Annotated in this window: 26 protein-coding genes and 4 pseudogenes; 16 read left to right on the top strand and 14 right to left on the bottom strand. The window is 69.6% G+C overall.

Annotated elements, in window-relative coordinates:
* Nucleotides 1–223: pseudogene (locus tag Voc01_RS50365) on the bottom strand (glycosyltransferase); the annotation flags it as partial.
* Nucleotides 224–1,005: 782 nt separating this feature from the next.
* Here Voc01_RS50365 and Voc01_RS50360 point away from each other — a divergent pair.
* The 5 genes from Voc01_RS50360 (at nucleotide 1,006) to Voc01_RS50345 (ending at nucleotide 4,171) form a co-directional block, all read left to right on the top strand.
* Entirely contained in the window at nucleotides 1,006–1,389 is a 384-nt protein-coding gene (locus Voc01_RS50360; protein WP_239161072.1) for a type II toxin-antitoxin system Phd/YefM family antitoxin, read from the top strand.
* Entirely contained in the window at nucleotides 1,386–2,804 is a 1,419-nt protein-coding gene (locus Voc01_RS50355; RefSeq protein WP_203934930.1) for a PP2C family protein-serine/threonine phosphatase, read from the top strand. Before Voc01_RS50360 ends, Voc01_RS50355 begins: the two co-directional genes overlap by 4 nt.
* A gap of 158 nt (nucleotides 2,805–2,962) precedes the next feature.
* Nucleotides 2,963–3,382: an ATP-binding protein gene (locus Voc01_RS50350; RefSeq protein ID WP_203934929.1), complete on the top strand. Its 420-nt coding sequence runs from the start codon at nucleotides 2,963–2,965 to the stop codon at nucleotides 3,380–3,382.
* A 339-nt stretch (nucleotides 3,383–3,721) separates the two neighbouring features.
* Nucleotides 3,722–3,850 (top strand): hypothetical protein, encoded by a 129-nt coding sequence (locus Voc01_RS54380; protein WP_275423839.1) that lies wholly within the window; start codon nucleotides 3,722–3,724, stop codon nucleotides 3,848–3,850.
* A 96-nt stretch (nucleotides 3,851–3,946) separates the two neighbouring features.
* Nucleotides 3,947–4,171 carry a hypothetical protein gene (locus Voc01_RS50345; RefSeq protein ID WP_203934928.1) on the top strand — a complete coding sequence of 75 codons (225 nt, stop codon included), beginning with the start codon at nucleotides 3,947–3,949 and terminating at the stop codon, nucleotides 4,169–4,171.
* 206 nt (nucleotides 4,172–4,377) lie between these two features.
* On the opposite strand, the gene Voc01_RS50340 is transcribed toward Voc01_RS50345, so the two are convergent.
* On the bottom strand, nucleotides 4,378–4,647 hold the full coding sequence (locus tag Voc01_RS50340; RefSeq protein WP_203934927.1) for a hypothetical protein: 270 nt from the start codon (nucleotides 4,645–4,647) through the stop codon (nucleotides 4,378–4,380).
* Between the two features lie 119 nt (nucleotides 4,648–4,766).
* Between Voc01_RS50340 and Voc01_RS50335 the strand changes: the two genes are divergently transcribed.
* The 5 genes from Voc01_RS50335 (at nucleotide 4,767) to Voc01_RS50315 (ending at nucleotide 8,568) form a co-directional block, all read left to right on the top strand.
* The gene (locus Voc01_RS50335) at nucleotides 4,767–4,964 is read left to right on the top strand and encodes a hypothetical protein (protein WP_203934926.1); all 198 of its coding nucleotides are present in this window, start codon (nucleotides 4,767–4,769) and stop codon (nucleotides 4,962–4,964) included.
* A 94-nt stretch (nucleotides 4,965–5,058) separates the two neighbouring features.
* A complete protein-coding gene (locus Voc01_RS55130; protein ID WP_507772771.1) occupies nucleotides 5,059–5,580 on the top strand; it encodes an STAS domain-containing protein in 522 nt (173 codons plus the stop codon).
* A gap of 128 nt (nucleotides 5,581–5,708) precedes the next feature.
* Nucleotides 5,709–6,485, top strand: coding sequence for a GAF and ANTAR domain-containing protein (locus Voc01_RS50325; protein WP_373873978.1), 777 nt, complete (start codon nucleotides 5,709–5,711; stop codon nucleotides 6,483–6,485).
* 28 nt (nucleotides 6,486–6,513) lie between these two features.
* A complete protein-coding gene (locus Voc01_RS50320; protein WP_203934924.1) occupies nucleotides 6,514–7,278 on the top strand; it encodes a GAF and ANTAR domain-containing protein in 765 nt (254 codons plus the stop codon).
* 309 nt (nucleotides 7,279–7,587) lie between these two features.
* Nucleotides 7,588–8,568 carry an aldo/keto reductase gene (locus tag Voc01_RS50315; protein ID WP_203934923.1) on the top strand — a complete coding sequence of 327 codons (981 nt, stop codon included), beginning with the start codon at nucleotides 7,588–7,590 and terminating at the stop codon, nucleotides 8,566–8,568.
* Here Voc01_RS50315 and Voc01_RS50310 read toward each other — a convergent pair.
* A complete protein-coding gene (locus Voc01_RS50310; protein WP_203934922.1) occupies nucleotides 8,565–8,804 on the bottom strand; it encodes a hypothetical protein in 240 nt (79 codons plus the stop codon). The genes Voc01_RS50315 and Voc01_RS50310 overlap by 4 nt on opposite strands.
* A 118-nt stretch (nucleotides 8,805–8,922) precedes the next feature.
* Here Voc01_RS50310 and Voc01_RS50305 point away from each other — a divergent pair.
* Nucleotides 8,923–9,255, top strand: a pseudogene (locus tag Voc01_RS50305) (TCP-1/cpn60 chaperonin family protein); the annotation flags it as partial.
* Nucleotides 9,256–9,310: 55 nt separating this feature from the next.
* Here Voc01_RS50305 and Voc01_RS50300 read toward each other — a convergent pair.
* From Voc01_RS50300 to Voc01_RS50275, 7 genes are all read right to left on the bottom strand, one after another.
* Nucleotides 9,311–9,730, bottom strand: coding sequence for an ATP-binding protein (locus tag Voc01_RS50300; RefSeq protein ID WP_203934921.1), 420 nt, complete (start codon nucleotides 9,728–9,730; stop codon nucleotides 9,311–9,313).
* Between the two features lie 549 nt (nucleotides 9,731–10,279).
* Nucleotides 10,280–10,453 carry a hypothetical protein gene (locus tag Voc01_RS50295; protein ID WP_203934920.1) on the bottom strand — a complete coding sequence of 58 codons (174 nt, stop codon included), beginning with the start codon at nucleotides 10,451–10,453 and terminating at the stop codon, nucleotides 10,280–10,282.
* On the bottom strand, nucleotides 10,450–10,980 hold the full coding sequence (locus tag Voc01_RS50290; protein WP_203934919.1) for a DUF5994 family protein: 531 nt from the start codon (nucleotides 10,978–10,980) through the stop codon (nucleotides 10,450–10,452). The genes Voc01_RS50295 and Voc01_RS50290 overlap by 4 nt, the downstream gene beginning before the upstream one ends.
* Before the next feature lie 49 nt (nucleotides 10,981–11,029).
* Complete coding sequence (locus tag Voc01_RS50285) at nucleotides 11,030–11,299, bottom strand: LapA family protein (protein WP_203934918.1); 270 nt, start codon at nucleotides 11,297–11,299, stop codon at nucleotides 11,030–11,032.
* Between the two features lie 581 nt (nucleotides 11,300–11,880).
* Nucleotides 11,881–12,006 carry a hypothetical protein gene (locus tag Voc01_RS54375; RefSeq protein ID WP_275423838.1) on the bottom strand — a complete coding sequence of 42 codons (126 nt, stop codon included), beginning with the start codon at nucleotides 12,004–12,006 and terminating at the stop codon, nucleotides 11,881–11,883.
* A gap of 604 nt (nucleotides 12,007–12,610) precedes the next feature.
* Entirely contained in the window at nucleotides 12,611–12,898 is a 288-nt protein-coding gene (locus Voc01_RS50280) for a hypothetical protein (protein WP_203934917.1), read from the bottom strand.
* A gap of 190 nt (nucleotides 12,899–13,088) precedes the next feature.
* Entirely contained in the window at nucleotides 13,089–13,580 is a 492-nt protein-coding gene (locus tag Voc01_RS50275; RefSeq protein WP_203934916.1) for a MarR family winged helix-turn-helix transcriptional regulator, read from the bottom strand.
* Nucleotides 13,581–13,670: 90 nt separating this feature from the next.
* Here Voc01_RS50275 and Voc01_RS50270 point away from each other — a divergent pair, with 90 nt between their 5' ends.
* Together Voc01_RS50270 and wrbA are read left to right on the top strand one after the other, a co-directional pair.
* Nucleotides 13,671–14,495 carry an SDR family NAD(P)-dependent oxidoreductase gene (locus Voc01_RS50270; protein ID WP_203934915.1) on the top strand — a complete coding sequence of 275 codons (825 nt, stop codon included), beginning with the start codon at nucleotides 13,671–13,673 and terminating at the stop codon, nucleotides 14,493–14,495.
* 30 nt (nucleotides 14,496–14,525) lie between these two features.
* Nucleotides 14,526–15,152, top strand: coding sequence for an NAD(P)H:quinone oxidoreductase (wrbA, locus tag Voc01_RS50265; RefSeq protein ID WP_203934914.1), 627 nt, complete (start codon nucleotides 14,526–14,528; stop codon nucleotides 15,150–15,152).
* Between the two features lie 321 nt (nucleotides 15,153–15,473).
* Here wrbA and Voc01_RS54945 read toward each other — a convergent pair whose 3' ends face one another.
* Together Voc01_RS54945 and Voc01_RS54940 are read right to left on the bottom strand one after the other, a co-directional pair.
* Nucleotides 15,474–15,785, bottom strand: a complete 312-nt coding sequence (locus Voc01_RS54945; RefSeq protein ID WP_373873977.1) for a GGDEF domain-containing protein — start codon at nucleotides 15,783–15,785, stop codon at nucleotides 15,474–15,476.
* Between the two features lie 31 nt (nucleotides 15,786–15,816).
* Nucleotides 15,817–15,996 (bottom strand): annotated as a pseudogene (locus Voc01_RS54940) (diguanylate cyclase); the annotation flags it as partial.
* Nucleotides 15,997–16,404: 408 nt separating this feature from the next.
* Here Voc01_RS54940 and Voc01_RS54370 point away from each other — a divergent pair.
* From Voc01_RS54370 to Voc01_RS54930, 3 genes and pseudogenes are all read left to right on the top strand, one after another.
* Nucleotides 16,405–16,533: a hypothetical protein gene (locus Voc01_RS54370; RefSeq protein ID WP_275423837.1), complete on the top strand. Its 129-nt coding sequence runs from the start codon at nucleotides 16,405–16,407 to the stop codon at nucleotides 16,531–16,533.
* A 7-nt stretch (nucleotides 16,534–16,540) separates the two neighbouring features.
* Nucleotides 16,541–16,855: pseudogene (locus Voc01_RS54935) on the top strand (serine hydrolase); the annotation flags it as partial.
* A gap of 34 nt (nucleotides 16,856–16,889) precedes the next feature.
* On the top strand, nucleotides 16,890–17,339 hold the full coding sequence (locus Voc01_RS54930) for a hypothetical protein (RefSeq protein ID WP_373873979.1): 450 nt from the start codon (nucleotides 16,890–16,892) through the stop codon (nucleotides 17,337–17,339).
* Here the strand turns inward: Voc01_RS54930 and Voc01_RS50250 are convergent.
* Complete coding sequence (locus tag Voc01_RS50250) at nucleotides 17,294–18,304, bottom strand: Acg family FMN-binding oxidoreductase (protein WP_239161070.1); 1,011 nt, start codon at nucleotides 18,302–18,304, stop codon at nucleotides 17,294–17,296. The two genes, Voc01_RS54930 and Voc01_RS50250, sit on opposite strands and share 46 nt — an antisense overlap.
* A 36-nt stretch (nucleotides 18,305–18,340) precedes the next feature.
* Nucleotides 18,341–19,168 carry a slipin family protein gene (locus tag Voc01_RS50245; RefSeq protein ID WP_203934911.1) on the bottom strand — a complete coding sequence of 276 codons (828 nt, stop codon included), beginning with the start codon at nucleotides 19,166–19,168 and terminating at the stop codon, nucleotides 18,341–18,343.
* Between the last annotated feature and the right edge of the window lie 82 nt (nucleotides 19,169–19,250).

The raw sequence follows: 19,250 nt of genomic DNA, 5'->3' as shown, positions 1-19,250 counted from the left end.
GCATTACCGGCGGGGCCGGATCGGGTTCGCGGGAGGTGACTACGAGACCGCGGGCGACGTCGTCGGTGCAGTAACCGTGCGCGCGTCGTGGTGTCGCGTGCCGGGCGTGTTCGAACAGGCCGGTGTCGTCGGTCATCCGGATCAGGTGCGCGAACGTCGGCGTGGGTGGTCGGGGTCCGTTCGCTGCCCTGGTGCCCATGGGCCGGGCGGTCTGGGTGGTCACCTCGCGTCGACCGTGGCCGACTGTCCGGTGGCGGGGGCGGAGTTGAATGTCGCCAGTCCGCACCGGGTGGGTGGATGGGTGCTGAGCATGCGGTACCTGATCGTCATGTGGGGACCTTCCGGTCGTCGGCCTCCCGACGGGGTGCGTCGGCGACCTCACGCGGTATGGACGTCCACAGGCCAGCGTGTATGGCGTGCGGGATCGGCCGTTTCTCGTCCATTCATCCGTCGATCCCGGTACGGCGGTCCGCAGCCGGTATGGTCGCGCAGCACCCGCCGGCACGGCCATGACGAGCCTGGAAGTGTCGGAATGAACGGGTGACCAACCTTGGCGCGGTGGGTCGGACCCACCGGCCGGGGCTGGCATCGGTTACCGCGGGGTCCGCCAGGTCGGCCAGCCACCGTGCTCGTCGGATGGTGGTGTCACCGTTTCCTCGGCCGCCTGCGCGGTGGGCGCGACAGGGGCATGCGCGAAATCCTGTCGGGCGGCGGCTCGCCGTCGTCGGATGCCTCCCGCACCCCGCAGAACCGCGAGAATGCCGTCCACCAGATTGCGTAACGTGCGTGAGCCGGCATCGGGACTGCCGGGATGCGACGGATCGGGCGCTGCGGTCATCACGACCGCCACCTCTCTGATCGGTTGGTCGACGAAGGCGGGGCCTGTCACGGGGATCGGATCAGCGGCGGCGGGACTCGCCCGGGATGCCACAGCTGACGCCACCCTACGCGACCGCTCACAAGGTCGCTTCCCGCCGGGTACGTCTCGCATCGACGTGTGGCGGCGTGACCGTGGACGTCGAGAGCGATTGTGGTCACAATGGCCGCATGACGATCGGTCCGGGCCCGGACGTGGCGCTGACGCACCTGCCGTTGCGGAGGGCGAAGGCGAGCTTCTCCGAACTGGTCAGCCGGGCTGATCTGATGGGCGAGGTGACCGTGTTGACAAAGCACGGTCGTCCGGCGGCCGCGATCGTACCGGCCGATCGGGCCGCGGGCGCGGCGGCGGCCAGGGCTCTGCTGGACGAGGTGTGGGCGTTGCTGGACCGACGCTGCCCGCCCGGGACGGACGAAGTCGTGGACGGTGCCCGGGTACGGCACAGGCGGCTGCCCACAGCCGCGACGGTGTCCGCCATCGGGGAACCCGTGATCGCGCGGGTCGGGACGTGACAGGCACAGACACCGACCCGGACCTGACCCTGCGTGACCTTCCCCTGGAGCGACAGCCCGCCGCGGTGCCGACACGGGTCTTCGATCCGACCCGGCTGGCCGCCGTCCGCCGGACGGGGCTGCTGGACACCGGCCCGGAAGAGCCCTTCGACCGGCTGACCCGGCTCGCGGCCAGCCTCCTGGGTACCCCGCACGCGTTCGTGACGGTCGTCGACGAGACGCGTTCGTTCTGGAAGAGCTGTGTCGGCGTCGACACCACCGACCCGGGGCGGCGGCAGAACCGGGTCGAGGAGTCGTTCTGCCAGTACGTCATCGGCGCCGACGCCGAACTGATCGTCACCGACGCCCGTCGCGACCGCCGCACCTGGAGTAACCCGTCGATCGAGTCGATGGGGGTGATCGCCTGGGCCGGGTTCCCGATCCGGTCCCTCGACGGTTCGGTGCTCGGCACATTCTGCGCGGTCGACACCGTGGTGCGGGACTGGACCCCGCACGACATCGAAGTGCTGCAGACGCTGGCCCATGCCGCCGCGGGCGAGATCGCCCTGCGCGGTGCGGTCGACGACGCCCGCGCCGCGACCGTCCGCGCCGAGAACGCCGCGACACAGGCCCATGCGGCCACTCTCCGGGCGCTGGAGGCGGCCGAGGAGTCGGCGTTGCTCTCCCGCACCCTGCAGGAGAGTCTGCTGCCCCCGCACCTGCCCGCCATTCCGCGCGCGCAGCTCGCGGTCCGCTATCTGCGTGGCGGCCGCGGCGCCGAGGTTCTCGGCGACTTCTACGACGTGTTCGCCTCCCCCCGAGGCGCGTGGGGCGTCGTCGTCGGCGATGTCGCCGGGAAGGGGCCGCAGGCGGCGAAGACCACCGCCCTGGCCCGGTACACGCTGCGCGCCGCCGCCGTCCGCTGCACCGTCCCCAGCACCAACCTGGCCACCCTGAACACGGCGCTGCTGGAATGGTTCACCGACGACACCCAGTTCCTCACGGCCGTCTACGCCACCGTCCGCCCGCACCGCGCCGGACTCAGCGTGCAGGTCTCCTGCGGCGGCCACGACCCCGCCCTGATCCGCCGCGCGAACGGCACCGTCGAGACGCTCGGCCGGCCGGGCCTCATCCTCGGCTGCCTGCCCGACGCCGGCCTGTCCAACCAGCGCGGGTTCCTCAATCCCGGCGACGCCCTGATCATGACGACCGACGGTGTCACCGAGGCCCACCGCCCTGAGGACCGGGACCTATTCGGCTCCGACCGCCTCCACGTGGTCCTCAGCCAGACGCCCGCCACCAGTGCCGACCACCTGGCCGGCGCCATCGAGAACGCGGTCCTCGGTTACACCGGCCGGCACGTCAGCGACGACACCGCCATCCTCGTTCTGGTCGTGCCGGCCGCGCCGGACGAGCCGGCACGGCCGGCGGTGTAGACGCCGGTTCTCCGGTTGACGGGTGCTGATACGGGTATCACGGAATCACTGGCTGTCGGTGGCGGTGGTCGGCCCGGGACAACCCGATCCCGGGATCTCCCGCGGAAGGCACCAAAATGCTTGTCGGCCAGCGAGGTGACGGTGCGGCGGTTCGTGGCGTGACCCGTAAGGTCCACCGTCGCGCCGCGTGGCGGCCGCGTGATGGGAACCATCCGGCGGTCGTCGGCCGGGCCCGGACGTGGGCCCGACGCGTTCTTCCCCGGCTCCTGCTGTCCGGCCCGGTCCGCCCCGATCTCGACGACGACCTCGACCTGGTCCTCAGCGAACTGGTCACCAACGCGATCCGACACGGTGGCGGATGCACCCGGATCGAGCTCCGCGCGGCCGGTCGCCTGCTCAGGCTCAGCGTGACGGACGCGCGCACCAGCCGACCGGTCGTCCACCTCGCCGACCGGTCGTCCCGCGAGAGCGGACGCGGGATGATCCTCGTGCAGACCATCGCCCGGCGTTGGGGGGTACGCCGCGTCCGGCAACACCGCGGCAAGTCGGTGTGGCTGGAGCTCGTCCTCAACCCATGAGAGTCGTTCCCGGTGACACCGCCGGCATTCGGGAACCAGCGCGTTCGACACTTCGGTCGAGAGGGGGCGTACAGTGAGTCTGCGCACTGGACAGTGTGCCGTGCCCGACGCCGGGTTGAGATCCGTTCCGGCGGACGGGCGACGTCCTGATCGTGCCGCGTGCGTCCCATGGTGGGAACGCCTCGCAGTAGAGCTCCGCACACCAGAACTCCGCGTCAGCGCAGCGGACCGGGACATCGTTCAACTCCTGGTCCGTCCCGGCACGGTCGATCCGAACCAACGCAGCGGTGCCGGCCGGTGAGGCGCGTCATGTGAACCCGCGACACGAGGAGGGCCGCCATGGCCAGCAGAACCGCGCACAAGGAAGACCGGAAGAAGCAGGCAAGCACGCTGAAGGAGAAGCGAGTGGCGAAGAAGGCCAGGAACGCCGCGAAGGCCGTGTCGCTGGTCGTACCGACGCAGCCCTGAGCCGACGTCACATTCTCCCGTGACACACCGAACGGCACCGGCTACCGCGTCGCTGAGAGGACGCGGTTCGTCGGTGACGCGCGCCGGAGGCTCCACATGACATATCTCAGCAATGTGAACCTCCGCGCGGTCCTGGCGGTGCTCGTGCACCGGGCCGGTGGTGAAGTTCAGCTCAGCAACGAAGAGTTCTATGACGCGATGATGCCGGCCATCGGCGGGACCCGGTCGTTCATCATCGACGAAACGCCCACCGGAATCAGGATTTCCATGGTCGAGGACGATTCCCCGCCGCCCGAGGCCGGAATCTCATCCGCAGAGTGAGCGTGAAACCCCCGTATCATGCCCCCCGGTCGGCGCTGAGGGATGCGACGGCGTCCTCAAGGGCGTGGGCGGCGTCGACGGCGGTGCCTGGACCGTACGTGACGTCGAGACGGTCTCCGTTCAACAGCCGCACACGCAGCACGATGCTCGCCATGGTCACGCGTTCCCGGTTGCGTTCGACGGTACGGCCCTTCGCGGCGGTCGGCTCACCGCACGCATGGATCGGCGAAACGTCGTGTCGCCGATCCGGCGTGTTTGGCAGGAACGACCTCGCGCCACTCGGTGCCGCCACCGCGCCAGGCGGTGGCCAGAATCTCCGCGGTCGTCCGGCCCGGGCAGGGATGTACCCGCGACCGGCCATGGATCCCGCCGATCTGTGCCATGACCTCCCAGCGCTGACCGTCGCTACGGATGAATACGTCTCGACGCTCGCGCGGGCTGAAACTTCCGTTCCACCACTGACGTTCGACCTTCACCCACTGACCGTATCGCCCTGGGCGCAAGCGGGGAAGGCATGCGGCGGCCCGTCCCGTCGCAACTCGTGAGCGTGGCACCACCACGGTCGAGACCCGATCACCAACCGGCAAGGACACACATGACACTGATCAACCATCATCTGGCGAGCCCTTTCCTGTCTCCCCGGAGCGGGGGAGCGGCCCGCGAAGAACCGCCGATGCCTTTCGACGACAGTGAAGACGGCCGGCGTCGCCTGCGTGATCCGTTCGCTGTCGACTCGACCGCGGTGGCGCGCGCGACGACCGAGCGGATCACGACGGACGGCGAGGCGTCGTAGCCCGCGGCCGGGTCCGTCCTGCATCGGACCGGTTGGTCGAGGGTCGCGGGGTCCCGCGTTCGCGGGGCTCCCAGCGGCAGCCCGGGGGGGTAAGATGATTTCTCGATCCTCCTCGTTGGATGTTGCCCGAGACCCCGGCAGCCACACCGTGACACTTCATGTCAGGACGGGCACCGTGGAACCCCAATTCCGCTCCGGGTCGGTCGGAGACTCTGTCACGCGGCCCGAGCGACCGTCGGCCTGGATCCGGTTGGCCGGCGGCGTCGACCTGGCGACCGTTCCGTCGTTGACCGGAATCGCCAATCGTCTGCACGGGCTGGCTCTGCGGTTGATCGTGGTCGACCTGACCACCGTCACCTACGTCGGTTCGACCTTCGTGACGTTCCTCGCCGCACTCCGCGAGGGTCATCCGGACTCGCAACTGGTGCTGCACAACCCGTCGATGCTGGCCCGGACCGTCATCGCCGCGACCGGCATGGACAGGCACCTTATGATCAATATCCATCCGGAGCCGCCGGCCGGCTCTGCCGGACCCGACGCAGCGGTGATGACGATCGTCCCGCTGGGTGCCGGTTACCCGATCACGGGCGCGGCGGGATGGATCGGCGCACGCTGACACCCCGGCCGCGGAGGAGCCGGACGATTGCCGGTCACGGAGCGGTACATTGAGTGCGGCTCGTTGCGGCCGCGGCTGCCCGGCCTCCGGTGGCACCCGCTGACAGGGGACGTGGGTCATGGGACGCGATGCGGTTCGGCGCACGGCTCACCTGGCTGGGCCGGGTGCGCCGTGGATGGATGGCGAGCGGGGTGGATGACACGTCGGGCCGTGACAGGCCGTCCGATCCCGAAGCCACCGCCCCGCCCGTCGGCGATGTGGTCACCCAGCTCCGCGCTGTCTGCGGCGACGCGGCTCGTGCCCTGTCGGCTTCCGGGGTCGGGCTCAGTGTGATGGCCACGAACGGGACCTACGGCATGGCAACGGCGTCGGACCCGGTCACCGAACGCATCGAGGAGCTGCAGTTCACTTTCGGCGAAGGGCCGTGTGTCGACGCGGTCGCCACCTGCCGGCCGGTGCTCATTCCCGACCTGGACGTCGACGCGATGCGCCGCTGGCCGGTCTACGCGCCGGCGATCCACGACGCCGGCGTGCGGGCGGTCTTCGCCTTTCCCCTGCAGGTCGGTGCCGTCCGCCTCGGCGCCATCGACGTGTTCCGCGTCCAGACCGGGCTGCTGTCCCGCGCGGAACTGGGGTATGCCTTCACCGTCGCCGACCGGGTCGTGACGATGCTGCTGGACGGTCAGGAACGGGCCACCACGGACGCCGACGGGCTGGACGACGCGATCGACAACCGGATCCGCCTGTACCAGGCGCAGGGCATGGTGATGGTTCAGCTCGGAGTCGGGTTGGCCGAGGCTTTGACGCGGATCAGGGCCTACGCCTATGCGGAGGGCCGCCCCCTCGGCGACGTGGCGACGGACATCGTCGCCCGTCGTCTGCGCTTCGACCAGGACACCACGTGATCACGCCAGGCAAGGCCAGGAGGCAGTCATGACCATATCCGCTGAGCGCCTCGCCAAGGTCTTCGTCGAGGTGGCGGACACTCTCGTGGCCGAGTTCGACGTCATCGAGTTCCTGCAGATGCTCGCCGACCGCGCGGCGGGCACCATCGATGCCGCCGCCGTGGGGCTGCTGCTGGCAGACCAGAACGGCCGGCTGCAGTTCATGGCCGCGTCGGACGAGTCCACAAGACTGTTGGAATTGTTCCAGGTGCAGAGCCACGACGGGCCATGTCTGGACGCGTTCAACACCGCCCGGCCGGTGATCAATGTCGACCTGCGGTCCGCGGGCGGCCGGTGGCCGCGGTTCGCTCCGCAGGCCACCGCCTCCGGTTTCCGGTCGGTCCACGCGTTTCCGTTGCGGTTGCGCGACGACGTGATCGGTGCGATGAACATTTTCGGCCGTAGTACCGGCGGCCTCGACGAGACGGATGCCCAGATCGCGCAGGCGCTGGCCGACGTCGCCGCGATCGGACTGCTGCAGGAACGGGCGATCAGGCGCGGCGAGATCCTGACCGAACAACTCCAGGGCGCGCTGAACAGCCGGATCATCGTCGAGCAGGCCAAGGGTGCCGTCGCGCAGGCGCACAACATCGGCGTCGACGCGGCCTTCGAACTGATCCGCGCCCAGGCCCGGCGCACCAACCGCCAACTCAGCGAGGTCGCCCGCCTGATCGTCACCGACCCGGGCAACCTGTCCGATTTCGCCCCACCCCCATCCGGTGCGGCCCCGGGCCGGACCGCACCGGGGTCGTAACCAGCCGCCCGATCCGGAACGGGCCGGCGACCCGTCACCGGCCGGCACGCGTGCATACGGTGAAGCCGTGGACGACCGCGATGAGATCAGCGAGTTCCTGACCTCGCGCCGCGCCCGGGCCGGCCCTGAACAGTCCGGCGTCGCGTCGCACGGTGGGCGAGGGGTGGCCGACTGCGCCGAGGCGGGGTCGCGGCACCCGCGCGGAACCGGGACAGCCCGGCCGAGGACGGGCTGTGCCTGCTGGCCGGTTGGGCGTTCTCCCACGAGGCTGACGTCACCTCGACCATCGAAAATGGAGGAGCAGACACCATGGAATACATGCGTCTGGGCCGTTCGGGTCTGAAGATCAGCCGAATCGTACTGGGCTGCATGAGTTTCGGCGCACCCGGCACGGGTCGCGACTGGACGCTCGACGCCACCGCCGCGGGGACGCTGTTCCAGCAGGCGGTCGAGCTCGGCATCACGTTCTGGGACACCGCCAACGTCTACGGCCGCGGCACGTCGGAGGAGATCACCGGACGGGCCATCAGGAAGTACACCCGTCGTGAAGACGTGGTTCTCGCCACCAAGATCTTCTGGCCCATGGGCGACGGGCCCGGAGGCGGTGGCCTGTCCCGTCGTGCGGTCTTCGAGCAGGTCGACGCCTGTCTGGCGCGCCTGGGCACCGACTACGTCGACCTGTTGCAGATCCACCGCTTCGACGCCGACACGCCGGTCGAGGAGACGATGGAGGCGCTGCACGACGTGGTGAAGGCCGGCAAGGCCCGGTACCTCGGTGCGTCGTCGATGTGGGCGTGGCGGTTCGCGAAGATGCAGCACGCCGCCGACATCCATGGCGGGACCCGGTTCGTGTCGATGCAGGACCAGTACAACCTGGTACAGCGCGAAGAGGAACGCGAGATGTTCGGCCTGCTGGCCGACCAGGGTGTCGGTAGCCTGCCATGGTCACCGCTGGCCGCCGGCCTCGTCACCCGTCCGTGGGGTGACCGCGGCACCACCCGCGGCGGGTCGAACCCGACCGTCGACATGTTCGGCCGTCCGCTGTTCCACGACAGCGACGAGGCGATCGTCGACGCGGTGCAGCGCATCGCCGGGAAGCGCGGCGTATCGATGGCGCAGGTCGCGCTGGCCTGGGTGCTGCGCAACCCCGTGGTGTCGGCGCCGATCGTCGGGGCCACCAAGCCGCATCATCTGTCCGACGCGGTCGCCGCACTCGACATCGAACTCACCGACGACGAGGTCGCCGACCTCGAGAGCCCGTACACTCCGCGCCTTCCCACCTACTTCTAGACCTTGCCCTCGTGGGCCCTCTCACCCTGGTGAACCATCGGGACGACACGATGGACGGCTCGCCGCGGCGGGCCGTCCGCCACGGCCCCGGCGTGGACGAGCCGCCGGGCGAGCGTGTCGTAGCGGTGGGCGACCGCCGGCCACAGCAGGGCCGACGGGGTGGACGGACGGGCCGAGGGCCGGGTGAGGACGAGGCGGATCGCGGCCGCGAGGGCGGCCGAGTCCTGATGCGGCACGATCACGCCGTCGCCGAGCAGTTCGACGGCGTGTGGGAAAGCCGTGGCGACGACCTGGACCCCCGGCGGCGACGGCCTCGGTCAGCACCCCCGACGTGACCTGTTCCCGGGAGTCGTAGGGCAGGCCCTGGTCAACGCCGCGAACACCGCGTTCGGCAAGCTCGACCTGTCCGGTGACGAAGGCACCGGCGCCACCATCGTGCGGGTCGCACTCGCCGCACCGCTGCGTCAGATCGCGGTCAACGCGGGGCTGGAAGGCGGTGTCGTGGTCGACCGGGTCGGCTCGCTGCCGGACGGTCACGGCCTCGACGCCACCTCCGGCGAGTACGTCGACATGTTCGAGGCGGGCATCGTCGAACCGGCCAAGGTCACCTGGTCGGCCCTGCAGAACGCCGCGTCGATCGCCGGGCTGTTCCTCACCACCGAGGTGCTCGTCGCCGACCAGCAGTGACGGTCGTGCCTGGTCGTCCACCACTGCCAGCTCGTCATCGCCGGACGCCGCCGGGTCAAGGACCCGGATCGGCGTTCCGGGCGGACAGACGCTTGGTGATCTGCAGCCGAACGTGACCGGCCGCGGTGGGTAGGAACGCCATCGTGTCGGCGAACGAGGCCATCAGGGGCAGCCCCCGGCCTCCGATGCGCAGTGCGTCGGTGGGTAGGCGCATGGGCTCCCTCCTCCCGGTGTGTCCCCGGTTGCCGACCTCCAGAACGCACCACCCGTCGTCGACGGTGACGTTGATGTCGACCGCGCTCCCGGGCGTGGAGTGCATCACGGCGTTGGTGCATGCCTCAGTCATGATCACGGCGAGCTCGTGGCGGCACTCCTCGGTGGCGTCGGTCAGCGACAACAGGGCGGCGAGCACGAGGCGGGAGCACGTGACCGTGGATGGTTGCCGCGGCAGAGACAGGATCAGGCTCAGACTCACCGTCGCTCCTCACCACGGTGCGGAATCGCCTCCACGTTCCCTGGGACGAGGAAACGACCGCGACGGAACCGCGGCCGCGTCCTTCGCTCCGCACCCGGTGGCGCCCGCGCGCGTGACACCGCTTGTCGCCTTCTACCCGTGGCAGAGCACCGCAACCCATGAGGGCCAGCACATCTCGTGCAACCACAGGTGGCCGACGGCGATGAACAGAATCATCCGTCGGACCCGGGCGCCGCCGACGCGCCTACCGCGTGGCCTGTCGTCCACATTGGACGAATGCGCGACGGCGATCAGCCGCGGCGACGGACCGGTCGTGAACGGCGACGGTGGGGCGCCCGGGCTTGCCCTAGATATGAGCGTATGCAATGGAAGGGGAACTCCTGGCGCGGCACTCCTCCCGTATCGGGCCATGCCGACGGCGAGGATGAACCACGAGCTCGAGGCGCCGCAGAGTCCGGGCGGCCGGTTCCGTGACGGGAACGGTGATCGTCGGACGGAACCCGGCGCGGCGGATACCCCGGTGGTGGCCAGGCACACCAGGACGGGCGGTCAGTCTCCGCCCAGCAGAAGGATGATCAGCGGTACGACGAGCACGGCCAGCGCGAAGACGATCCACTCCAGCCGGCCGGCACGACGGTGTGCGGCGGCACCGATCCGGCGCCGGAGGGAGGGCGCCTCCACGGGAGTCGCCACCGGACGGGCGACGGGGCTCCGCACGGTCACGGCCGTCTCCTGTCCAGCGCGATGACGCGTCCTCCTTCGTTGTCCCACGCCGGTTGCTCCCGGGCGTCCCGGGTCCGCGCCGGTGCCTCCGGCGGGTCGACGAGGATGGCCTGCGCACGCCGGCGATTGTCCGGGTCGGCCGCCCGGGCCATCGCTTTCTCGGCGATGCCGGCCGGGGTCGACGGCGGGACCACGAGCAGGTCGACCTGTTCACCCCGGTCGGTGGTGGCGATCAGCAGCATCGGATCGACGCTGGCGAACCATCCCGCCCGAACCACCCGGTCGCCGACCGTCAGCCGTTTGAACCGGCTGTCCCAGGTGGAGCTGTTGAGCATGAGTTGGCGGACGGGCCCGTAGCGGGCGGACAGGGCCTCGACGAGACCGGGAAACTCGGCGAACGGGTCGCGGGACCGTGGCCACCACCCTCCGTCCAGAACCGCCTGTCTCGCCCGCACCGTGGCGAGGACGAGACGTGGTGACGACGGGGTTGAAGCAACGTCGGTGGTGTGCTGCGCGGCGGTGGACATGACGGGACCATCCTGACTTCGGAGGTGGAGCCGGACGGGCGACCGGCCGCTACCCGTTCCGGGGGGCGTCCGGTACGGAGACGGGAGCGGTCAGCGGGCGCGTGGTGAGCAGGGAGCCACGACGGCGGCCGAGCAGGCGTAGCTGAACGATGCGGACCGTTCCGGGCAGCGCCACCAACAGCGCGCCGAAGACGGCGGCCAGAAGGAGCGCCACACCCAGTGGAACATTCCCGTCTGCGCCGAGGAATGACACGTCGACGCGTTGACCGTTCTGCAGCACGAAGATCAGAAGTAGGAGAAGTAGGAGGACGAAGGTCACAGCGATGACCCAGAGCCCGCCCGCCCGCGAGCGTGGCGTCATCGGCTGGTCCGACCGCGACCGGTCGGGGTGGTCGGCACTCTGGTACCCATTTGCCGGTGTCGGAGACTGTCGATGGTTCTGTGCTGCGGTCATCACGACCGCCGCCTTCCGAGTGGTAACGGTGACCATGGATCGGTGCGGAGCGTCCGCCAGCGGCGAGATTGTCGGCGACCGGGTCCCGAACGACACCCCTAACCCTACGCCGGTTTCTGCGGCGAAGATACGCGACCCGTGTTCAGATCAGCCACATCGGAGGTATTGTGATGCAGCCACCCCGGCCCCCGGTGGCGGATCATTGCCTGAAGACCGTGATTCCGCTGTCCGAGTGCATACACATCCGGGAAGGCATCCCTCGACGACGTGCCCCGGCAGTCCCTCGCGGACGGCCGGGCGTGGTGCCGTCCCTCGTCGGCTCCATCGCATGCCTTACGCGTCATAGGGGGTTGAAGGTCCCCGGGCGGTAACGCCCGGGGACCGGAATCCGAGCAGGTCGAGGGCGCGCCATCGCTCGGGCCGACGGACCGTGAACCGGTGTCGGGTCAGCGGCCGGTCGACGGAATCTGGGATGACGGCTCGGCGTGCTTGGCCTTCTTCGCCGCACGCTTCTCCTTGAGGGTGCTCGCCTGCTTCTTACGGTCTTCCTTGTGTGCGGACTTGTTGGCCATGAAAGGCCTCCTCGTGTTCTGGGCGTCGTCTGCGGTGCCAGGACCCGCATCCGGATTCCGGTGATTCGACGGGCGGGGCGCTGCGGTCGTCACGACCGCCAACTCTCTGATCGGTTGGTGAACGAAGGCAATGCCGGTCACAACAGGTGGATCAGCGGCGGCAAAGCTCGCCGGGGATGCCAGAGTCAGGCTTTACCCTACGCCTGTCGCGTGGGCCGTGCCGGCGACGGGCGCGACGACACCACCGCCCTCACGATCCTGAGCGTCGCCGTCGCAGCGGCCACGGGCGACGGTTTCTCCGCACCCTCCGCGTTCGGCCAGTTTCTGGCCGCGGCCGCCGGGGGACCGGGTCGGCATGCTGGTCGCCTTCGCTGTCCGTCTGGCGACCCGCTGACGGCGAACGCGTGGCGATCGGCGCAGCGGGACGAGCTGCTGCGGTGGCGGGATGCCGGTCGTCCACCCGATGAGGGCCTACGTGTCCTGGAACGCGAACTGGACCACAAGGAACGGCTGCTTCCCGATCGACGGGCCGCCGCCATCGTCGGTGAGGGCGGCGGGGCCGAGCCCCGCGCCGGCCGACGCTCGGCCCCGTTCCGCGTGCCGATCAGAAGGGGGGCGCGTCTTCACCCATCAACGCCAAGGTGACGCCCCCTTTTCCGCTCTTGCGGCTCTGGACCTTGACCGTGCCGGTGCTGCCGTCGGGCAACTCCAACGTGAAAGTCTTTCCCACTGCGTCCTTGGGGCCGTTGCCTGCATCGTTGGCCGGCCGGAAGTCACCGGCCCACGGGGCGGGTTCACCCTTGCGCCCCGGCTCGGTGAAGAGGGCGGCGGTGCCGGCGGTTCGGGTGCCGTCTGAGGAGATCAGGGTTGACGCGGTGCGAAAGGTGGCCATGTACGACGAGGCTATATCGAGCTGTGCGTGTCCGGGTGATAGACGCGGCGCCATAACGCGATTGGCACGGCGACGAGGTCAGGAGGGGTATAGATCAGATCCTCTCAGGCAGAACATCCTGCACAAGATCATCGATGTGCCGCTGTCCGCGCCGCACCCGTGCGGTACGGACAGCGGTGAACCGTGCCGGTCACTGTGACGGCCAGCCCATCGACGTGAGTTTCGGCGGGTCGACCATGCCGGTGGCCAGCACCTCGCTGATCTCCCGTAGGGCCGCCTGCTGCTCCCGGGTGAGCCGGTCGAACATCAGCGACCGGACCTGGTCGACATGTCCGCGGGCGGCCTGCCGGACCTTCTCCACGCCCTCCTCGGTGAGCTCCGCGAGCTGGCCCCGGCCGTCGGAGGGCGAAGGCGTCCGACGGACCCACCGTTGGCGTACGAGGCGGTCGATCGCATGACTCAGCCTGCTCCGGTCGAAGACGCACGCGGCCGCCAGGTCGACCATCCGCATGGAGTGCCCGGGCGCTTGCGAGAGCCGGGTGAGGATCTCGTAGTAGGCGAAAGAGAGATCCGCGTCCTGCTTCAGGCCCTGCTCCACCCGGTCGAACAGCAGGCGGCTGGCCAGCAGGAAGCTGCGCCACGTCCGCTGCTCCTCGTCGTCCAGCCAGCGTGGTTGCTCCATCGCGAGCCCTCCCTCGATTAGTTGAAAGTTCAGCATCTCATGCTACCGTGGCGGCGGTTGCTGAACTTTCAACTATCTGAGGAGGTCCCGATGGATCGCTTGACGGGCAAAGTGGCGATCGCCACCGGCGCGGCCGGCGCCCTCGGCTTCGCGGGCGTGCGGGCGATGGCGGCCGAGGGCGCGCGCGTGGTGATGATGGACCTGTCGCCGGCCGTGCACGAGCGGGCGAAGGACCTCGTGGAGCGCGGCTACGACGTGACGCCGTTCACCGGTGACGTCAGCGTCGAGAGCGACATGGCTGCCGTGGTGACGCTGGCCACGGAGACCTACGGACGCCTCGACGTGCTGTGGAACAACGCCGGGTTGGTGGGCGCCGACTGGATCCTGCGGGACACCGACGTGGTCGGGGTCAGCCACGAGTACCTGATGCGGACCATCGGGGTCAACGCGGGCAGCGTCCTCCTCGGCAGCAAGTACGCCGTCCCGGTGATGGCCGGGTCCGGCGGCGGTTCGATCATCAACACCTCGTCGGTGCAGGCCGCCGGCGGAGACCTCGCACTGGTCGCCTACGGCACCAGCAAGGCGGCGGTCAACTACCTGACGAAGTCGGTGGCCACGTCCTTCGGCCACCTCGGCATCCGCAGCAACGCACTGGCCCCCGGCATGATCCCGCCGCCCGGCCCGTCCGGTGCGCCCGCGCGGTCGCACCGACTGGAGGACATCGCACCGGCCCAACTGCTCCTGGACTCGCAGATGCTCGACACCGTCGGAGAACCGGCGGACGTCGCCAACGCGGTGGTGTTCCTCGCCTCCGACGAATCACGTTTCATCACCGGGCAGCTGATCTACGTCGACGGAGGGGTGACGGGCCACCTGCCCACGCTCTCCGATCGCCGCAGGCAGGCCGGAGCCTGACCCCGTTCCCCCTCAAGGAAAGAGCGCACCATGTCCAATTCAGTGAAACTCGCTGTCGTCTACTACTCGTCGACCGGCACCGGCACGGCCATCGCCGCGGAGATCGCCGCGGCGGCTGGAGCCGCCGGCGCCGAGGTCCGCGTCCGCAAGGCCGCCGAACTGGCCCCGCGGGCCGCGATCGACGCGAACCCGCTGTGGGCCGCCCACCACACGGCCACCGCCGACGTGCCACCACCGAGCCACGACGACATCTCCTGGGCCGACGCCATCGTCTTCGGCTCACCCACCCGGTTCGGCAACATGGCCGCCCAGCTGAAGCAGTTCCTCGACACCCTCTCGCCGTTGTGGCAGAAAAACGAACTCGCCGACAAGGTCTACAGCGCCTTCACCTCGACCGGAACCCGGCACGGCGGCCACGAGTCCACCCTGCTCGCCATCTACAACAGCATTTACCACTTCGGCGGGATCATCGTGCCACCCGGATACACCGACCCGGTCAAGTTCGTCGACGGCAACCCGTACGGCACCTCCCACCACGCCGTCTGGGGCGACGCCCTCGGCTCCATCGACGACGACACCCGCAACGCCGCCCGCCACCAGGCCCAGCGCGTCATCCGGGTCGCCCGGACCACGCGAGGGCTGAAGCAGGCCGGGTGACGCGCGGCTGGTCGAGCAACCGGAGAGAGGACACCATGACCACGGTCCTGCTTCTCGGCGCCCATCCCGACGTCCGCGACCGGCGGGAGTCGACGTCGACTCTGGGCGCATCCGCACGCCGCTGGGGCCGGGCGCGACAGCCATGCAGTCCACGAGCGTCTCGGACAGCGTGCCCGCCGGCATGCTCGACTCCGCTCCCGACGCGGTCATCGGGGTCGACGAAGCGGGGTGATTCTGGTCGTCAATGCCCGGGCGGAGCAGATGTTCGGGTATCCGCGGCCCGGCTCGCCCGTCAGCGTGGATCACAGTTCAGGCTGCACGCTAAGGGGGGAGGTCAGCGGATCCGGCGGCCAGGACCTCATCGGATGCGGCGACGACCCGGTTGCGGCCCGTCTGCTTGGCCCGGTAGAGCATCTGATCGGCGAGGAGGGTGAGCTGGTCCGGCTGGGCGACGTCATCCGGCCGGCAGGCCACGCCGATCGACGCCGTGATCGTGGTGGTGACGCCGTCGCCGACCTCGACCGGGCGTCCGCCGATCGCCGCACGGATCCGCTCGGCGGTCTCCCGCGCCTCGGCGGACGTGGTGTTCGGCAGGAGGACGACGAACTCCTCGCCCCCGTATCGAGCCGGCACGTCCCCCGGCGTACGGCTCGGGAAGGCGTTGCCCGACCTCGCGGAGGACCAGGTCCCCGCCGTCGTGGCCGTAGGTGTCGTTGACCCGCTTGAAGTGGTCGATGTCGAGCAGCAGCACGGCCGTGTGGTTACGTCGCCGGGCCTGGGCCGACGATGCGTCCTCGAAGTAGCGCCGCGAGTGGAGGCCGGTCAGCATGTCGGTCACCGCCATCCGGCGCTGAACCGCGAGCACACCGGCCAGCCGGAAGATTGCCGGCAGGAACAGCACGCTGCAGGAGGCGCAGATGAGCGGTACGAACAGCGGCGCACCCCGCAGGCACTGGATCAGCAGGGCCGCCGGGGCGAGCAGCGTGGCGAACGCGAGCGCGGTCAGGCGTACGGGTCCCAGGTCGGGATTGACCACGGCGCTCGGGGTTTCGAGGTCCAGCATCGACGGATGCAGGCAGGCCAGGCCGAGCGTCAGACCGCTGATCATCCACAACAGCGACATCGACGGTTGTGGCACCGGATGACAGCGGCCGACATGACGAAACAGGATGCGGCCGCGTCAGTCGTACAGAACGTGTCAGTCAGTACAGAACGGAGGAAACGGCACCAATCTCCTGGAGGCTGGTGAACGGTGTCGGCCACCCGCGACGACGCCGACCGGGCGCTGCGTCTCATCACCGGGCCGCCCTCGCCGGCGCTGTCCGGCGGTACCGGGATCTGGTTTCTCGACCTCCAGCCGTCCGTGGCCGGGTCGGCGTGATCGAGCCATGACCAACGGGGGAGCCGTCCTGCTCGTCCAAGGCCCGGCCGGCGACGTCGCCGAGCGCTCGGAGGGCATGGCGGTGGTCGAGCATGCGGTGCCTTTCACACCGGAGACGGTGGTGAAGGCGGCATCGATGGCGAAACACTTTACGGCTCGGCTACCGCTTCTGGCGGCCGACGACGGCCGTCTGGACCTCGATGACGAACTGGCGAAGTGGGCACCGGGAATCAAGTCCGCCGCCCACGTCAAGCTCGTCGAGCTGATGCACCACACAAGCGGGATCCGCGACGCTGAGACCGACTACCTGGGCCCGGACCGACATCGTCGCGCTGCTGTCGCGGCAGGAGACGTGCATGTTCGCGCCGGACACCCGGTTGCTGGGGGCGGCGATCGAGCGCGCCTTCGACGAGCCCTTCGACGAGGTCGCCGACCGGCTGTTGTTCTCCCGGCGGGCTTGTCGGACACCGGTGTCCTCAGCAGACCGGATCAGGTCGTTGCCCGCCGCGCCCACTCCTACGTCGAGGTTGCCGGTATGCCGATGCGCGTCGACGGATGGTCTCGGCGTAGGGGTTGGCGTGATGGCCGCAGAAGGCGAGATCGCCGCCGCTGGAAAGGAAGGCGCGGATCTTGCTGGCGGCGCCGCAGCGGTGCCGAACAGCTGTCAGCCGATTGCGCATTTCGGTACCGAACACGAGCCGGTTGGCGAGCGGCTCTGCGCCCCGCATGCAACGCCGGTACTACCCCCGACGGACCGATGTCAGGACATGTCGATGATCTGGTCGGTCGGCAGCCGCGGGGCGTAGGCGGGTCCGGTGTCGTCGGGCTCGGCGGTGCCGAGTCGTAGAACCAGGTAAGGGTGGCCGGCGCTGGAGAGCAGGGCGCGCATGGCCTGGCGGGTGCTGAGCGTCTCGATGGTGGCGCTGAGCGGTAGCAGGGAGACGCCGATCTCGGTGGCGGTGAGCCAGGCCGCGGACAGGGCTTCCCCGGCGTGGAGCCAGTCTTGTGGACGGTCGCCGCGGCCGTAGATGATCGCGAACACCGCTGCCCGGTCGTGTCCTTGGCTGATCGGCAGGTCGCCGTAGTGGCCGAAGTCGCGCCCGGGGACGGGGGTCTCTGATGGCTGCGCGGGAATCGTGGCGTCGGGAATGCCGCTGCCTGTGGGTCGGGTGCCGCCGGTCCAGTGGGCGAGTTCCGCCTGCCACCGGGCCTCGTGCAGGTCGGTGCGCTGGGCGTGGTGGGCTGACGTGGCCAGGTCGATGATCTGGTCCGGGCGCAGGATGTACAGCGACGCGCCCTCGGCCCCGACGGCTGTGAGGAGGGTGGTGATGTCCGCCGGGCCGATCGGCGGCCCGGTCAGGGGCCGGCGGTCGGTGTGGCGCAGCCCGATGGTTCGCGCGCGGCGCACCGTCAGCGCCTCCACCGGTTCCGGTGCGGGGCCGTCCACCCGCAGGTGTGCGAGGTGCCCGGGGTGGGCGGGGTCGGGTATGCGGGTCACGGTGGCGCGCCAGCCTTGTGCGGCGAGGCTGACCCGGGCGTGGTGCAGGGCGGCCCCGCAGCTCAGCGTGGACAGGCGGGTGTCGGGGTCGGAGACCTGGAGGAGACGGCTGGGTTCGAGGTGGAGGTCCAGCCCGTCGCCGGTCATCCGCCACCGCCATGGCTGGGTGTTGTGGATCGACGGGGCGAGGCCCGCCGCGGTGACCGTCTGGGTCAGTGCCTTGGCCAGTGCCTCGGTGTTGGGCTGGGTGCTGGGCCGGAGTTTGATGGTCATGACGCCTCCTTCCGTGAAGTGTCGAATGCGGGTGCCCTACGGCGTGACGGGTTTTCCGTTCGGCACGCGTTCGGCGGCGGGTCGCGTGGCGGCGGATGCTGTGGTTTCCCGGGTGAGGAAGGCTCCGAGGTCGCCGATGGTGCTCATGAGTGGGGCGGGGAAGACGACGGTGGTGTTCTTGTCGACGCCGATCTCGACCAGGCTCTGCAGGTTGCGTAGCTGCAACGCGAGGGGGTGGGCGAGCATGATGTCGGCGGCGGTACCGAGGGCGTCGGCGGCCAGGGCTTCGCCTTCGGCGGCGATGATCTTGGCGCGCTTCTCCCGTTCGGCTTCGGCCTGGCGGGCCATGGCCCGTTTCATGCTGTCCGGGAGTTGGATGTCCTTGAGTTCGACAAGGGTGACCACGACGCCCCAGTCCTCGGTGGCGACGTCGAGGATCTCGCGGATGTTGACGTTGATGCGGTCGGTTTCGGACAGGGTCTCGTCGAGGGTGTGCTGTCCGACGACCTTGCGCAGGGTGGTCTGGGCGATCTGGTTGATGGCCGCACCGACGTTCTCGATGGCGACGACCGACTTCACCGCGTCGACGATGCGGTAGTAGGCGACGGCGGAGACGTCGACGCTGACGTTGTCGCGGGTGATGATGCCCTGCGACTGGATCGGCATCGTGACGATGCGCAGGCTCACCCGTTGCAGGACGTCGACGACCGGGATGATGAAGGTCAGGCCGGCCTGGCGGACGCCGATGACACGGCCGAGCCGGAACAGCACGCCCTGCTCGTACTGCTTGACGATGCGTACGGCGAGTGCCAGGAACAACAGCACCACGACGAAGATGGCGACAGCGATCCACACGATTGACATGTAGGGTCCTCTCCCGAGCCGGCTCTGGGCGAGCCGGTCGGTGTTCTTGTCCACAGTGGACCGGGGACCGGGTGGTGCCTGC

Origin of the sequence: Virgisporangium ochraceum (assembly GCF_016863655.1) — a bacterium.
In the GTDB taxonomy this organism is placed as follows: Bacteria; Actinomycetota; Actinomycetes; order Mycobacteriales; family Micromonosporaceae; genus Virgisporangium; species Virgisporangium ochraceum.
Note: the sequence above shows the minus strand (reverse complement) of the source record. Positions and strands in the feature narration are given on the sequence as shown.

Coding starts and splice junctions, on each gene's coding strand:
- Voc01_RS54380 (WP_275423839.1), top strand. CDS start 3,722: ATGGCCAGCAGAACCGCGCACAAGGAAGACCGGAAGAAGCAGGCAAGC.
- Voc01_RS50345 (WP_203934928.1), top strand. CDS start 3,947: ATGACATATCTCAGCAATGTGAACCTCCGCGCGGTCCTGGCGGTGCTC.
- Voc01_RS50335 (WP_203934926.1), top strand. CDS start 4,767: ATGACACTGATCAACCATCATCTGGCGAGCCCTTTCCTGTCTCCCCGG.
- Voc01_RS55130 (WP_507772771.1), top strand. CDS start 5,059: ATGATTTCTCGATCCTCCTCGTTGGATGTTGCCCGAGACCCCGGCAGC.
- Voc01_RS50325 (WP_373873978.1), top strand. CDS start 5,709: ATGCGGTTCGGCGCACGGCTCACCTGGCTGGGCCGGGTGCGCCGTGGA.
- Voc01_RS50320 (WP_203934924.1), top strand. CDS start 6,514: ATGACCATATCCGCTGAGCGCCTCGCCAAGGTCTTCGTCGAGGTGGCG.
- Voc01_RS50315 (WP_203934923.1), top strand. CDS start 7,588: ATGGAATACATGCGTCTGGGCCGTTCGGGTCTGAAGATCAGCCGAATC.
- Voc01_RS50290 (WP_203934919.1), bottom strand. CDS start 10,980: ATGTCCACCGCCGCGCAGCACACCACCGACGTTGCTTCAACCCCGTCG.
- Voc01_RS54375 (WP_275423838.1), bottom strand. CDS start 12,006: ATGGCCAACAAGTCCGCACACAAGGAAGACCGTAAGAAGCAGGCGAGC.
- Voc01_RS50280 (WP_203934917.1), bottom strand. CDS start 12,898: ATGGCCACCTTTCGCACCGCGTCAACCCTGATCTCCTCAGACGGCACC.
- Voc01_RS50275 (WP_203934916.1), bottom strand. CDS start 13,580: ATGGAGCAACCACGCTGGCTGGACGACGAGGAGCAGCGGACGTGGCGC.
- Voc01_RS50270 (WP_203934915.1), top strand. CDS start 13,671: ATGGATCGCTTGACGGGCAAAGTGGCGATCGCCACCGGCGCGGCCGGC.
- wrbA (WP_203934914.1), top strand. CDS start 14,526: ATGTCCAATTCAGTGAAACTCGCTGTCGTCTACTACTCGTCGACCGGC.
- Voc01_RS54930 (WP_373873979.1), top strand. CDS start 16,890: ATGTTCGCGCCGGACACCCGGTTGCTGGGGGCGGCGATCGAGCGCGCC.
- Voc01_RS50250 (WP_239161070.1), bottom strand. CDS start 18,304: ATGACCATCAAACTCCGGCCCAGCACCCAGCCCAACACCGAGGCACTG.
- Voc01_RS50245 (WP_203934911.1), bottom strand. CDS start 19,168: ATGTCAATCGTGTGGATCGCTGTCGCCATCTTCGTCGTGGTGCTGTTG.